Below are 13,165 nucleotides of genomic sequence, written 5' to 3' on the forward strand. Positions count from 1 at the left end.
GCGATCGCACCCGACGACATGTGGCATAACGCGCGCCTGCTCAACCTCATCGCCTCCGCGCTCTACGCGCTGGTGGCGGTGATGGCGCTCGCCGCCGGCCTGCTGTGGCTGGCGCAGCGGCCGGTGTTCGCCATTACGCATGTCGACCTCGCGCCCATGGACGGCGGCACGCTGCGCCATGTGAACGGCCCGAGCGTGCGTGCCAACGCGCTCGGCAAGCTGTCCGGCAATTTCTTCACGCTGGACCTCAACGCCGCGCGTCAGGCCTTCGAGTCGGTACCGTGGGTGCGCCGCGCCAGCGTGCGCCGCGAATGGCCCAACGGGCTGGCGGTGGAGGTGGAAGAGCACGAGGCGCTCGGCACCTGGGGCGGGGCCGACAGCGGCCGCCTGATCAATACCTATGGCGAGGTGTTCGTCGCCAATACCGCCGAGGCGGAAGAGGATGCCCAGCTGCTGGCGCTTGACGGGCCGCCGGACAGCGAGGCCGATGTGGTCGAGAAGCTCGAGGTCATGCGCGCGTGGTTCAAGCCGCTGCGCGCGGAACCGCTGGCGGTGGCGCTGTCGTCGCGCTATGCATGGCGCGCGCGGCTGTCCAACGGCATGGTGGTGGAACTGGGCCGCGAGCAGACCGACGAAGACCGGGCCGCGATGGAGGCCCGGGTCAAGCGGTTCGTGATGGCGTGGCCGCAGGTCACGGAGCAATGGGGCAAGCAGATCGAGTACGCCGACCTGCGCTACCCCAACGGCTTTGCCATCCGTGCCGCCAACGTGCGTTTCCTGACCGATGCGCAGGCAGCGGCGGCAGCCAAGGCAGCCGCCAAGGCGGCGCAGCCGGCTGCCAAACCGGGTCCCAGGCCGGCGACGAAGCCTGCGGGCGACAGTCCCAACAACAATCCGACGCGACTCAAGAGCAAGAACGCGGAGAAAACTCGATGAGCAAGGAATACAAGGACCTTCTGGTCGGTCTAGACATCGGCACCTCGAAGGTGGCGGCGGTGGTCGCGGAACTGCGCCCCGACGGCAGCTACGAGGTGATCGGGATGGGCCAGTCCGAGTCCAAGGGGCTGAAGAAGGGGGTCGTGGTCAATATCGAGGCCACCGTGCAGTCGATCCAGCGCGCGCTGGAAGAGGCCGAGCTGATGGCCGACTGCAAGATCTCCGAGGTCTTCACCGGCATCGCCGGCAGCCATATCCGCAGCTTCAATTCGAGCGGCATGGTGGCGATCAAGGACAAGGAGGTCACGCAGACCGACGTGGCGCGCGTGATCGAGACCGCCAAGGCGGTCAATATCCCGACCGACCAGCAGATCCTGCACATCCTCACGCAGGAATTCATCATCGACGGCCAGGAGGACGTGCGCGAGCCGATCGGCATGAGCGGCATCCGGCTCGAGGTCAAGGTGCATATCGTCACCGGCGCGGTAAGCGCGGCGCAGAACATCGTCAAGTGCGTGCGCCGCTGCGGGCTGGAAGTGCACGACCTGATCCTGCAGCCGCTGGCGTCGAGCCTCGCGGTGCTGACCGAGGACGAGAAGGAACTCGGCGTGGTGCTGGTCGATATCGGCGGCGGCACCACCGACATCGCCATCTTCAGCGAGGGCGCGATCCGGCATACCGCGGTGATCCCGATCGCCGGCGACCAGATTACCAACGACATCGCCATGGCGCTGCGCACGCCGACGCCCGATGCCGAGGACATCAAGATCCAGTACGGCATTGCCAAGCAGGCGATCGCCGATCCGGAAGACATGATCGAGGTGCCCGGCGTGGGCGACCGCGGCACGCGCACGCTGTCGCGCCAGGCGCTGGCCGCGGTGATCGAGCCGCGTATCGAGGAACTGTATTCGCTCGTGCACCAGGTGGTGCGCGAGTCCGGCTATGAAGAGCTGCTGTCGTCGGGAGTGGTGATCACCGGCGGCACGGCGATGATGCCGGGCATGGTCGAACTGGGCGAGGACATCTTCCTCAAGCCCGTGCGCGTAGGGGTACCCGAGTATCGCGGCAACCTGCACGAGGTGGTCAAGAGCCCGCGCTATTCGACCGTGATGGGCCTGCTGCTGGAAGGCCGCGTGCAGCGCATGCGCGGCCGCAAGGTGGCGGTGCAGAGCGGGTCCGTGAAGCAGGTGTGGACGCGCATGAAGGAATGGTTCGTCGGGAATTTCTGACGGCAGGGACGCCCCCGGCGCCGATGCGGTCGCGGGGGCGGGCAAGACGGCATGACACGCCGTGGGCGGTCCACCGACCGGCCGTGCGGCACGTTGTAGAGCGGATTTCCTTTTCTTTGTTTTTTTGTTCAGGAACCAAGGGTTGTGGCGGGGAGGCTGCAGCGTTTGGGGACTGATTCTTCCCGGAGGCAGTGATGGACTTTGACATGATCGAAACGGAGATGCAGGACGGCACCATCATCAAGGTGGTTGGCGTGGGCGGTGCGGGCGGTAACGCCGTGCAGCACATGATCAGCCGCGGCGTGCAGGGTGTGGAATTCATCTGCATGAACACCGACGCGCAGGCGCTCAAGCGTTCGACCGCTTCGCGCGTGCTGCAGCTTGGCAATTCGGGCCTCGGCGCCGGTGCCAAGCCCGAGGTCGGCCGCAACTGCGCCGAACAGGCGCGCGAGCAGATCGCGGACGCCCTGCGCGGCGCGCACATGGTCTTCATCACTGCCGGCATGGGCGGCGGCACCGGTACCGGTGCCGCGCCGATCGTGGCGCAAGTGGCCAAGGACATGGGCATCCTGACCGTGGGCGTGGTCAGCAAGCCGTTCGAGTTCGAAGGGGCGCGCCGTGCCAAGGTGGCCGAGCACGGCTCGAGCGAACTGGAATCGTCGGTGGACTCGCTGATCGTTGTGCTCAACGAGAAGCTGTTCGAGGTGATGGGCGACGACGCCGAGATGGACAAGTGCTTCCAGTGCGCCGACGACGTGCTGCACAACGCGGTGGCCGGCATTGCCGAGATCATCAACGTGGACGGCCTGGTGAACGTCGACTTCGAGGACGTGAAGACGGTCATGGGCGAGCAGGGCAAGGCCATGATGGGTACCGCCACGGTGTCCGGCGTGGACCGCGCACGCCTGGCCGCCGAGCAGGCCGTGGCCAGCCCGTTGCTGGAAGGCGTGGACCTGTCGGGCGCGCGCGGCGTGCTGGTCAACATCACGGCCAGCCGCTCGCTCAAGCTGTCGGAAACCAAGGAAGTCATGAACACCATCCGCAGCTACGCCGCGGAAGATGCCACGGTGATCTTCGGCACGGTGTACGACGACTCCATGAGCGACGCGCTGCGCGTGACCGTGGTGGCGACGGGCCTGGGCCGCTCGGCCAAGAAGCAGCAGCCGATGACGCTGCTCAAGACCGGTACCGACAACAACCCGGTGCAGATGATGAACGGCATGGTTGCCGCCGCGCAGACGCATGCGTCGCCCGACTACAGCGGCCTGGACACGCCGGCGGTATGGCGTTCGTCGCGCGAATCCGCGTCGGCGCACGTGGCGGCGCTGCAGGAGAAGGGCGTCGATACGTACGACATCCCCGCGTTCCTGCGCAAGCAGGCGGACTGAGTCGGGTCGTGGCGGCGCCCCGGTGGCGGCCGCGCGCCCGGCAGGTCGAGTCACGCCCGGTCAGCGTGGCATGAGCGCTCCCCATCCGCTCATGTCGCGCGGGGACTGATTCGCCCTGCCTGCGCCGGTCCGCGCCACGCGCCCGCCAGGTACCTGCTCCGCCCGCATCCCGTTGCCGGGACAGGCGCGCCAGCGGCCGCCTCCCCGGACTGTTTCCCGCCTGTGCCGCGGCGGGATGTGCCGCCGTCCGCCCACGCGTTGCTGCCGACGCGTGGGCGGACGGCCTTTCCGAAAACGTGTTTCAATTGCCACCCGGCGCGGCCATGCCTTGGTCGTGGCCCCATCCGCCCCTATGATTGGGGGCAAGGTTTTTTTCCGAGAGGACTCCCATGATCGCCGTTGGAAATCGCGTGCCGGACGCCACGCTCTACGAATTCTTCGACACCGAGACCGGTGGCTGCGCGCTCGGTCCCAATGCGTTCAAGGTGGCCGACCTGGTCAAGGGTCGCAAGATCGTCGTGTTCGGCCTGCCGGGCGCTTATACGCCGACCTGCTCGGCCAAGCACGTACCGGGTTTTGTCGCCAACGCCGACCAGTTCCGCGCGCTCGGCGTGGACGAGATCTGGTGCCATTCGGTCAACGACGCCTTTGTCATGGGCGCCTGGGGCCGCGAGCAGCAGACCGAAGGCAAGGTCCGCATGATGGGCGACGGCGCCGCCGAATGGGCCCGTGCGCTGGGTCTCGACCAGGACCTGGGCGCGCGCGGCCTGGGCGTACGCGCCAAGCGCTATGCCATGGTGCTGGAAGATGGGGTGGTCAAGCACCTCGCCGTGGAAGCGCCGGGCGCATTCGAAGTCAGCAGTGCCGAGGCCGTCCTCGCCGCGTTGCGCGGCTGACACGGCTGCCTGCTGTATTGTGCTGCATGCGACATATATGACAGGTTTGCTAACACGTCGAAACAAAGTGGTGCAGCGCAATACACAGGGCGGTGGTAGTATCGCGTTATTGAAAAATTAACGCTAATAGATTTAGGCAATAGTTGAGGCTGTCATGCTCAAACAGCGCACCATCAAATCCTTGGTGAAGACCGTTGGCATCGGCTTGCACTCGGGTCGCAAGGTCACGTTGACCTTGCGTCCGGCGCCGGTGGACGCGGGTATCGTGTTCACCCGCGTCGATCTGCCCGAGCCGGTCGAGATTCCCGTGGCCGCGTCGGCCATCGGCGATACCCGCCTGGCCTCCGTGCTGCAGAAGAACGGCGCGCGGGTCTCCACGGTCGAGCACCTGATGTCCGCCTGTGCGGGCCTGGGCATCGACAACCTATACGTCGACGTGGACGCCGAGGAAATTCCGATCATGGACGGCAGTGCCGCGTCCTTCGTATTCCTGCTGCAATCGGCGGGCATCGAGGAGCAGTCGGCGGCCAAGCGCTTTATCCGCGTCAAGCGCGCGGTCGAAGTGCGCGAGGGTGACAAGCTGGCACGGCTGGAGCCGTTCTTCGGCTTCAAGCTCGCCTTCACCATCGACTTCCGCCACCCCGCGGTGGACAAGACCGGCCAGACCTTCTCGATCGACTTCGGCGATACCAGCTATGTGCGCGAGATCGCGCGGGCCCGTACCTTCGGTTTTGCGCACGAGGTAGAGGCGCTGCGTGAGATGGGCCTGGCCCGCGGCGGCAGCCTCGATAACGCGATCGTGCTCGACGAGCACCGCATGCTGAACAACGAGGAGCTGCGCTACGGCGACGAGTTCGTCCGCCACAAGATCCTCGATGCGATCGGCGACCTGTACGTCGTGGGTCATCCGCTGATTGGCGCCTACGTGGCGCACAAGTCCGGCCATGGTCTCAACAACCAGCTGCTGCGGGCGCTGCTGGCGGACCAGGAGGCGTACGAGATCGTGACGTTCGACAAGGTCGAGGACGCGCCTGCCGCGTTCCTGCCGCAGGTGCAACCGGCGTTCGCCTGATCTGATCTGGCCTGGCCAGGCCAGTCGCCGTTCAGCGGACGCCAGGCACATCAAGAAGGGCTCTCTCGCGAGAGCCCTTTTTTTATCGCGCCGCCGTCATCGTCGCCTCGTCATCGTCGCCCCGTCATTTGCGGCTTGCCGGCGCCCTGCCGTCAGATTCGGACTAGCGCGCGCCGCGCCGTGCCAGCAGTGCCTCCACGGCGGCTTTCAGCGGCGACTCGGGCAGGCTCCGCGCCAGTTCGTCCATGCTGGCCACGCCGGCCGAACTGAGCCCCGGCGGCGGCTTGCGCACGACCGGGCCGGTGTCCCAGTCGCCGCGTCCGGCCTCCGGTTGTACCCGTACCCGGATTGCGGTAACCTGCGAGCCCCGCTGCTGCAGCCGGGAGAGCAGGGTCGGCACCACCTGGCGCACGCGCGCCGCCGCCGCGCCATGCGCCGCCAGCAGCAGCAAGGTGTGCTCCGCCACGGGGCCGCGGTGGTCGTGCTTGATGCCGCCCACGGCGATGCCGGCGCGCAGGCCTTGCGGCAGCAGGGACAGGACTTCCGCCTCCAATGACGCCAGATCCCGCGCCGTCCGCATCAGGGACGACACCGGTCCGGCCTTTTCGAGCCAGTCGTTGAGCGGCTTGGCGGCCTGCGTCTGGAGTGCGTGGTGTGTGAACATTCGCATGCAGTGGATTCTAGCGTGCAATCCGCGGCCCACGAGAGCGGCGGAGCGCGCCTGCGTGCGTGCCCGAGGGACGTGTAGGGCCCTCCGGGCGCTTGTCGGAAGGGGTTGTCATGCAGGTCATCATGCTTCATCCGCGCGGAGCGCGCGTGGTGCAGTTCGAGTTGACGCGGCTGCGTGCCGTGCTGGGCCTCGGCCTGTTGTGCGCGCTGGTGGCCGGCGCGGCGTCCGGGCTGACCTGGCTGGTGGCCACCGGCACACCGGGCAGTACCGCCTCGGTGGCGCGCGACAACGCCTATCTGCGCGAAAACCTGGCCGTGCTGGCCGCGCGCGTGGGCGAACTCCAGGCGCGCATGGTGCGGCTCGACGCGCTCGGCGAGCGCGTGTCCGGGCTGGCCGGCATCGCCCCTCAAGATTTCGATTTCCGCCATGTGCCGCCGAGCGGCGGTCCCGAGCGGCCGCTGCGGCCAACGCGTCCGATGCCCGCCGACGGCCGCTCCGGCTCATCCGGCGCGCCCGGCTCATCCGGCACGGACCTCACCATGCCCGAACTCGGCGCCGAACTGCGGCGCCTGGGCGAAGACGCCGACCATCGCGCCGACTATTTCAATGTGATCGAGGCCGCGCTCACCGACCGCCAGCTCTCGGATCGCCGCATCCCGCGCGTGATGCCGGTGGCCGCCAGCTACAACGCATCGAGCTTCGGTGCCCGCATCGACCCGTTCTCCGGGCACCGCGTCCAGCACGACGGCGTGGATTTTGCCGCGCCGGCCGGCACTCCCATCGTGGCTGCCGCGGGCGGCGTGGTGGTGGCGCAGGAATGGCATCACGAATACGGCAACATGATCGACGTCGACCACGGCAACGGGCTCAAGACGCGCTATGCGCACGTGTCCCGGGCGCTGGTCAAGGTGGGCGACCTCGTCCGTGCCGGACAGACCATTGCGCAGGTGGGCAGCACCGGGCGCTCCACCGGGGCGCACCTGCACTTCGAAGTCCACGTCAACGGCGTGCCGCGCAATCCGGCCAGCTTTCTGATAGCCGCCGCCGCGCCGGCGCCGGCCGACCGCGTGGCGCAGCGCTAGGGCCGGACACCGGCGACCGGCCAGGTCCGCGATCCCGGGCCACGCCCGGCCCGGCCCGCGGGACCGGCGCTTTGAACCCGTCGCCCGGGCCCGCGTCAAACCGCCGGGGACTGCGCCGGCCACGCCACCGGCACATGATAAACTCGGCCTTTTGCGCCAACCTTCCCAGCGCCAACCTTCCAATGTTCTCGCGCCGTTGCCCCGATCCGCGTCCGGCAACGCGCGCAGGTGAAAGCACTCGATGATCACGGGCCTTCTCAAGAAAGTCTTCGGCAGCCGCAACGAACGGCTGATCAAACAATATCGCCGCACGGTCGCGCAGATCAACGCGCTCGAGCCGAAGTTCGAGAAGCTCTCGGACGACGAGCTGCGCGGCATGACCGAGACCTTCCGTCAGCGCCACGCCGGCGGCGAGTCGCTGCAGGCGCTGTTGCCCGAAGCCTTCGCCGTGTGCCGCGAGGCCAGCAAGCGCATCATGAAGATGCGCCACTTCGACGTGCAGCTGATCGGCGGCATGGTGCTCAACGACAACAAGATCGCCGAAATGCGCACCGGCGAGGGCAAGACGCTGACCGCGACGCTCGCCGTGTACCTCAATGCCATCACCGGCAAGGGCGTGCACGTGGTGACCGTCAACGATTATCTCGCGCAGCGCGATGCCGAGTGGATGGGCCGGCTGTACAACTTCCTGGGCCTGTCGGTGGGCGTCAACCTGTCGCAAATGCCGCACGATCTCAAGCAGGCTGCCTACGCCGCGGATATCACCTACGGCACCAACAACGAATTCGGCTTCGACTATCTGCGCGACAACATGGTCTACGACCCGTCGCAGCGCGTGCAGCGCCCGCTGAACTACGCGATCGTCGACGAAGTGGATTCGATCCTGATCGATGAAGCGCGCACGCCGCTGATCATCTCGGGCCAGGCCGAGAACCAGACCGACCTCTACCAGCGCATGAACGGCATTCCCGCGCTGCTGGAGCGCCAGATCGGCGAGGAAAAGGCCGACGGCACCGGCGTGGAAAAGCCCGGCGACTACTACGTGGACGAGAAGGGCCACCAGGTGTACCTGACCGAGGCGGGCCACGAGAAGGCCGAAGAGATCCTCTCGCAACTGGGCCTGATCGGCGAGGGCGAGTCGCTCTACGCCCCGCAGAACATCACGCTGATGCACCACCTCTACGCGGCCCTGCGCGCGTACAGCCTGTTCCACCGCGACCAGCATTACGTGGTGCAGAACGACGAGGTGATCATCGTCGACGAATTCACCGGCCGCCTGATGACGGGCCGCCGCTGGTCGGACGGCCTGCACCAGGCCGTGGAAGCCAAGGAAGGCGTGACCGTCCAGCAGGAAAACCAGACGCTGGCGACCATCACGTTCCAGAACTATTTCCGCATGTACGAGAAGCTGTCCGGCATGACCGGCACGGCCGATACGGAAGCCTACGAGTTCCAGGAAATCTACGGCCTCGAGGTGGTGGTGATCCCGACCAACCGCCAGGCCCAGCGCAAGGACCTGCAGGACCAGATCTACAAGACCTCGAAAGAACGCTACGACGCCGTGGTACGCGATATCCGCGACTGCTACGAGCGTGGCCAGCCGGTGCTGGTGGGCACCACCTCGATCGAGACCTCGGAGTACCTGTCCGACCTGCTGAACAAGGCCAAGCTGCCGCACCAGGTGCTCAATGCCAAGCAGCACGCGCGCGAGGCCGAGATCGTGGCGCAGGCGGGCCGTCCCAAGATGATCACGATCGCGACCAACATGGCTGGCCGCGGTACCGACATCGTGCTGGGGGGCAACGTCGAGAAACAGGCCGGCTTCATCGAGGCCGACGCCAGCCTGTCGGACGCCGAGAAGGCCGCGCGCATCGCGCAGCTCAAGGACGAATGGCAGTCGCTGCATGACCAGGTCAAGGCCGCGGGCGGCCTGCATATCGTCGGCACCGAACGCCATGAATCGCGCCGGATCGATAACCAGCTGCGCGGCCGTGCCGGCCGCCAGGGCGATCCGGGTTCGTCGCGCTTCTATCTGTCGCTCGACGACCAGCTGCTGCGCATCTTTGCGGGCGACCGCGTGCGCGCGATCATGGAACGGCTCAAGATGCCCGAGGGCGAGCCGATCGAGGCAGGCATCGTCACGCGCTCGATCGAATCGGCACAGCGCAAGGTCGAGGGCCGCAACTTCGATATCCGCAAGCAGCTGCTGCAGTACGACGACGTCGCCAACGACCAGCGCAAGGAAATCTACAAGCTGCGCAACGACGTGCTCGAGGCCACCGACGTGGGCGAGATGATCGCCAACCTGCGCGAAAGCGTGCTGGTGGAAATGTTCCGCGACCACGTGCCGGCCGAGTCGATGGAAGAGCAGTGGGACGTGGCCGGCCTGGAACAACGCCTGCGCGACGACTGGGGCCTGGAGGTGCCGCTCGCCGCCACCATCGAGGCGGCGCAGAGCATCGAGGACGAGGAGTTGCTGAACCTGGTCATGACCGCGGCGCGCGAACGCTACGAGGCCAAGGTCAATCAGGTGGGGCGCGAGGCGTTTGCCGGTTTCGAGCGCTCGGTCATGCTGCAGAGCATCGACACGCACTGGCGCGAGCACCTGGCCGCGCTCGACCACCTGCGCCAGGGCATCCACCTGCGCGGCTATGCGCAGAAGGATCCCAAGCAGGAGTACAAGCGCGAGTCGTTCGAACTGTTCGCGCGCCTGCTCGACGTGATTCGCGCCGAGGTCACGCGCGTGATCTTCAACGTGCAGATCCAGTCGCCGGAACAGCTTGAGCAGGCTTCCGAGCAGATCGAGGAGGGCCTCTCGCACCTTGAGAACATCCAGTACAAGCACGACGAATTCGCGGACGGCCACGAACCCGTGGAAGACGCCGCGATGGCCCGCCGCGGCACGGCGGCCGCTGCCGCCGCGGCGCTGGGCGGCGATGTTGCGCTGGCCGGCATGCCCAAGGTGGGCCGCAACGATCCGTGCCCGTGCGGCTCCGGCAAGAAGTTCAAGCAGTGCCACGGCCGGCTCAACTGAGGGGCACGCCTGCCGCGCACCGGTAGGGCTTGCAGGATGGTGGAAATGCCCGCTTCGCGCGGGCATGTTCGTCAGTAGCGTTAGAAGCTTCAGCAGCGTCACAGCATCAGGCACCAGATATTTCGCATCGAGGTACGTACATGGCCGTCAACCTTCCGCTGCCGCAGGCAGATCAACTGAAACCGGTCCCCGGGGTCGAGCTCGGCTGGGCCGAAGCGGGCATCCGCAAGGCCAACCGCAAGGACGTGCTGGTGGTGCGCGTGGCCGAGGGCAGCACGGTCGCCGGCGTCTTTACGCAGAATCGGTTCTGCGCCGCGCCGGTGCAGGTCTGCCGGGAGCACCTTGCCGCCGGCGCGGGCATCCGTGCGCTGGTGGTCAATACCGGCAACGCCAATGCGGGCACCGGCGAGCCCGGCCTGGTGGCGGCCCGTGCCACCTGCGACGCGGTGGCCGCGCAGCTCGGCATCGCGGCGCGGCAGGTGCTGCCGTTCTCGACCGGTGTCATCCTTGAGCCGCTGCCCGTCGATCGCCTGACCGCCGCGCTGCCGAGCGCCGTCGCCAACGCAAAGGCCGACAACTGGCTGGCGGCCGCCGAGTCGATCATGACCACCGACACGCAGCCCAAGGCTGCCTCGCGCACGGTGCAGATCGACGGCAAGACCGTCACGCTGTCGGGCATCAGCAAGGGCGCCGGCATGATCCGGCCAAACATGGCGACCATGCTCGGCTTTATCGCGATGGACGCGGGCGTGGCGCAGCCGGTGCTGCAGGCGCTGGTGTCGCACGCGGCCGACCATTCGTTCAACAGCATCACGATCGACGGCGATACCTCGACCAACGACTCGTTTGTGCTGATCGCCACCGGCCAGTCCGGCGCGCGCATCGATCGTGCCGAGGGCCCGGCCTTTACGGCGCTGCGCGACGCGGTGACCGCGCTTGCGCAGGAACTGGCACAGATGATCGTGCGCGATGGCGAGGGTGCCACCAAGCTGATGACGATCCATGTCGAAGGCGGCAACGACGTCGCCGAATGCCGCCAGATCGCCTATGCGGTCGCGCATTCGCCGCTGGTCAAGACCGCCTTCTATGCCTCCGATCCCAACCTCGGCCGCATTCTGGCCGCGATCGGCTATGCCGGCGTGGCGGACCTCGACGTCAATCGCGTCAACCTGTGGCTCGACGATGTCTGGGTGGCGCGCGACGGCGGCCGCAATCCGGCGTATCGTGAGGAAGACGGCCAGCGCGTGATGAAGCAGGCCGAGATCACCGTGCGCATTGCGCTCGGCCGCGGCAATGCCGAGGCGACGGTGTGGACCTGCGACCTGTCGCACGACTACGTCTCGATCAACGCCGACTATCGTTCCTGAGCAATGTGGGCGGCGGCGTCTGGTCCGCGGCATCGGGTTCCGCCCGCAGTGCCGTCCCCGCCGCCGCTGACACGCGGCTTGCCCCCGGTTCCGCATTTGTTGTCACACCCGTTGTCACCCTTGCCCCGCCATGTCTGATCTTGCCACCCGCCTCGACGCCTTTCTCGCCCGACTCGAACAATGGTTGCCTCCGCAGTTGACCGATGCGGACTGGCAGGAGGCGGTGGCGTTCCGCTGGCGCAAGCGACAGAGCCTGTTCGGCAATATCGGCTACCTGCAGGCCATCCGCCAGTTGCCGCCGATCCACCTCGATGACCTCAAGAACATCGAGCGCCAGAAAGAAGCGATCGTCGCCAATACGCGCCAGTTCGTGAAGCGACTGCCGGCCAACAACGTGCTCCTGACGGGCGCGCGCGGTACCGGCAAATCCTCGCTGATCAAGGCCTGTCTCAATGCCTACGTGGGCGAGGGCCTGCGCCTGGTGGAAGTGGACAAGGACGACCTTGGCGACCTTGGCGATATCGTCGAGCAACTGTCGCAACGCCCCGAGCGCTTCGTGATCTTCTGCGACGATCTGTCGTTCGAGGACGGCGAATCCGGCTACAAGTCGCTCAAGTCGGCGCTCGATGGCTCGGTCGCGGCGCAATCGGACAACGTGCTGATCTACGCCACGTCCAACCGCCGCCACCTGCTGCCCGAGTACATGAAGGACAACGAGACCTACCGGCACACCGACGATGGCGAGATCCATCCGGGCGAGGTGGTCGAGGAAAAGATCTCGCTGTCCGAGCGCTTCGGCCTGTGGCTGTCGTTCTACCCGCCCAAGCAGGATGAGTACCTGACCATCGTCGGTCATTGGCTGTCGCACTTCGGCTGCACGGAAGACGACATTGCCGCCGCGCGCGGCGACGCGCTGGTGTGGGCGCTCGAACGCGGCTCGCGCTCGGGCCGCGTGGCGTGGCAGTTTGCGCGCGACTGGGGTGGCCGGCACGGCAAGGCGTTCGTGGCCGACAGCGGGAATCCGGCGGCATGAGCGGCACCGCCGACACGGTGCGCGACGCCACCGGCCAGCCGCGCAAGGTGACCGAAGTCGCGGTCGGCGTCATGATCCAGTCCGACGGCCGCTTCTTGCTGGCACAGCGTCCGGCCGGCAAGCCCTACGAGGGCTACTGGGAATTTCCGGGCGGCAAGCTGGAGGCCGGCGAGACCGTCGAGGCTGCGCTGGCGCGCGAATTGCACGAGGAGCTCGGGCTCGACGTGACGCAGTGCGCGCGCTGGCGCGTGCTCGAACACGATTACCCGCACGCCTACGTGCGGTTGCACTTTTGCAAGGTCACGGCCTGGCGGGGGGAGCCCGTCGGACGCGAGGGCCAGGCGTTTTCGTGGCAAGCGGCGCCGGTCGCCGTGGGCCCGCTGCTGCCGGCCACCATTCCGGTGGTCGAATGGTTGAAGGAGGAAGCTGCAACCCCTGAACGATAAAGCGCGCCGGGC

General features: G+C 67.1%; 11 protein-coding genes. 10 read left to right on the top strand and 1 reads right to left on the bottom strand.

Annotation, left to right across the window (positions count from 1 at the left end; all coding sequences use genetic code 11):
- Nucleotides 1-18: 18 nt before the first annotated feature.
- From DFLDMN_RS16475 to lpxC, 5 genes are all read left to right on the top strand, one after another.
- Nucleotides 19-936, top strand: coding sequence for a cell division protein FtsQ/DivIB (locus DFLDMN_RS16475; protein WP_423195947.1), 918 nt, complete (start codon nucleotides 19-21; stop codon nucleotides 934-936).
- Entirely contained in the window at nucleotides 933-2,165 is a 1,233-nt protein-coding gene (gene ftsA, locus DFLDMN_RS16480) for a cell division protein FtsA (protein ID WP_017227546.1), read from the top strand. Before DFLDMN_RS16475 ends, ftsA begins: the two co-directional genes overlap by 4 nt.
- 194 nt (nucleotides 2,166-2,359) lie before the next feature.
- Entirely contained in the window at nucleotides 2,360-3,553 is a 1,194-nt protein-coding gene (ftsZ, locus tag DFLDMN_RS16485; protein ID WP_423195948.1) for a cell division protein FtsZ, read from the top strand.
- A gap of 389 nt (nucleotides 3,554-3,942) precedes the next feature.
- On the top strand, nucleotides 3,943-4,449 hold the full coding sequence (locus DFLDMN_RS16490) for a peroxiredoxin (protein WP_423195949.1): 507 nt from the start codon (nucleotides 3,943-3,945) through the stop codon (nucleotides 4,447-4,449).
- Nucleotides 4,450-4,603: 154 nt separating this feature from the next.
- A complete protein-coding gene (gene lpxC / locus DFLDMN_RS16495; protein WP_423195950.1) occupies nucleotides 4,604-5,521 on the top strand; it encodes a UDP-3-O-acyl-N-acetylglucosamine deacetylase in 918 nt (305 codons plus the stop codon).
- 163 nt (nucleotides 5,522-5,684) lie between these two features.
- On the opposite strand, the gene DFLDMN_RS16500 is transcribed toward lpxC, so the two are convergent.
- Complete coding sequence (locus tag DFLDMN_RS16500) at nucleotides 5,685-6,191, bottom strand: DciA family protein (protein ID WP_423195951.1); 507 nt, start codon at nucleotides 6,189-6,191, stop codon at nucleotides 5,685-5,687.
- Nucleotides 6,192-6,301: 110 nt separating this feature from the next.
- Between DFLDMN_RS16500 and DFLDMN_RS16505 the strand changes: the two genes are divergently transcribed.
- The 5 genes from DFLDMN_RS16505 (at nucleotide 6,302) to DFLDMN_RS16525 (ending at nucleotide 13,153) form a co-directional block, all read left to right on the top strand.
- Nucleotides 6,302-7,273 carry a M23 family metallopeptidase gene (locus DFLDMN_RS16505; RefSeq protein ID WP_423195952.1) on the top strand — a complete coding sequence of 324 codons (972 nt, stop codon included), beginning with the start codon at nucleotides 6,302-6,304 and terminating at the stop codon, nucleotides 7,271-7,273.
- A gap of 241 nt (nucleotides 7,274-7,514) precedes the next feature.
- Nucleotides 7,515-10,307, top strand: a complete 2,793-nt coding sequence (secA, locus tag DFLDMN_RS16510; RefSeq protein WP_423195953.1) for a preprotein translocase subunit SecA — start codon at nucleotides 7,515-7,517, stop codon at nucleotides 10,305-10,307.
- A 140-nt stretch (nucleotides 10,308-10,447) separates the two neighbouring features.
- Entirely contained in the window at nucleotides 10,448-11,674 is a 1,227-nt protein-coding gene (gene argJ, locus DFLDMN_RS16515; RefSeq protein WP_423195954.1) for a bifunctional glutamate N-acetyltransferase/amino-acid acetyltransferase ArgJ, read from the top strand.
- 130 nt (nucleotides 11,675-11,804) lie between these two features.
- Complete coding sequence (locus tag DFLDMN_RS16520; RefSeq protein WP_423195955.1) at nucleotides 11,805-12,707, top strand: ATP-binding protein; 903 nt, start codon at nucleotides 11,805-11,807, stop codon at nucleotides 12,705-12,707.
- A complete protein-coding gene (locus tag DFLDMN_RS16525; RefSeq protein ID WP_423195956.1) occupies nucleotides 12,704-13,153 on the top strand; it encodes an NUDIX domain-containing protein in 450 nt (149 codons plus the stop codon). Before DFLDMN_RS16520 ends, DFLDMN_RS16525 begins: the two co-directional genes overlap by 4 nt.
- The last annotated feature ends 12 nt before the right edge of the window (nucleotides 13,154-13,165 follow it).

The sequence above is a fragment of the Cupriavidus sp. H19C3 genome, assembly GCF_049393815.1.
Lineage (GTDB): Bacteria > Pseudomonadota > Gammaproteobacteria > Burkholderiales > Burkholderiaceae > Cupriavidus.

What these genes read in the sequence shown, in the direction of transcription:
- DFLDMN_RS16475 (WP_423195947.1), top strand. Translation starts at nt 19, where the DNA reads ATGTGGCATAACGCGCGCCTGCTCAACCTCATCGCCTCCGCGCTCTAC.
- ftsA (WP_017227546.1), top strand. Translation starts at nt 933, where the DNA reads ATGAGCAAGGAATACAAGGACCTTCTGGTCGGTCTAGACATCGGCACC.
- ftsZ (WP_423195948.1), top strand. Translation starts at nt 2,360, where the DNA reads ATGGACTTTGACATGATCGAAACGGAGATGCAGGACGGCACCATCATC.
- DFLDMN_RS16490 (WP_423195949.1), top strand. Translation starts at nt 3,943, where the DNA reads ATGATCGCCGTTGGAAATCGCGTGCCGGACGCCACGCTCTACGAATTC.
- lpxC (WP_423195950.1), top strand. Translation starts at nt 4,604, where the DNA reads ATGCTCAAACAGCGCACCATCAAATCCTTGGTGAAGACCGTTGGCATC.
- DFLDMN_RS16500 (WP_423195951.1), bottom strand. Translation starts at nt 6,191, where the DNA reads ATGCGAATGTTCACACACCACGCACTCCAGACGCAGGCCGCCAAGCCG.
- DFLDMN_RS16505 (WP_423195952.1), top strand. Translation starts at nt 6,302, where the DNA reads ATGCAGGTCATCATGCTTCATCCGCGCGGAGCGCGCGTGGTGCAGTTC.
- secA (WP_423195953.1), top strand. Translation starts at nt 7,515, where the DNA reads ATGATCACGGGCCTTCTCAAGAAAGTCTTCGGCAGCCGCAACGAACGG.
- argJ (WP_423195954.1), top strand. Translation starts at nt 10,448, where the DNA reads ATGGCCGTCAACCTTCCGCTGCCGCAGGCAGATCAACTGAAACCGGTC.
- DFLDMN_RS16520 (WP_423195955.1), top strand. Translation starts at nt 11,805, where the DNA reads ATGTCTGATCTTGCCACCCGCCTCGACGCCTTTCTCGCCCGACTCGAA.
- DFLDMN_RS16525 (WP_423195956.1), top strand. Translation starts at nt 12,704, where the DNA reads ATGAGCGGCACCGCCGACACGGTGCGCGACGCCACCGGCCAGCCGCGC.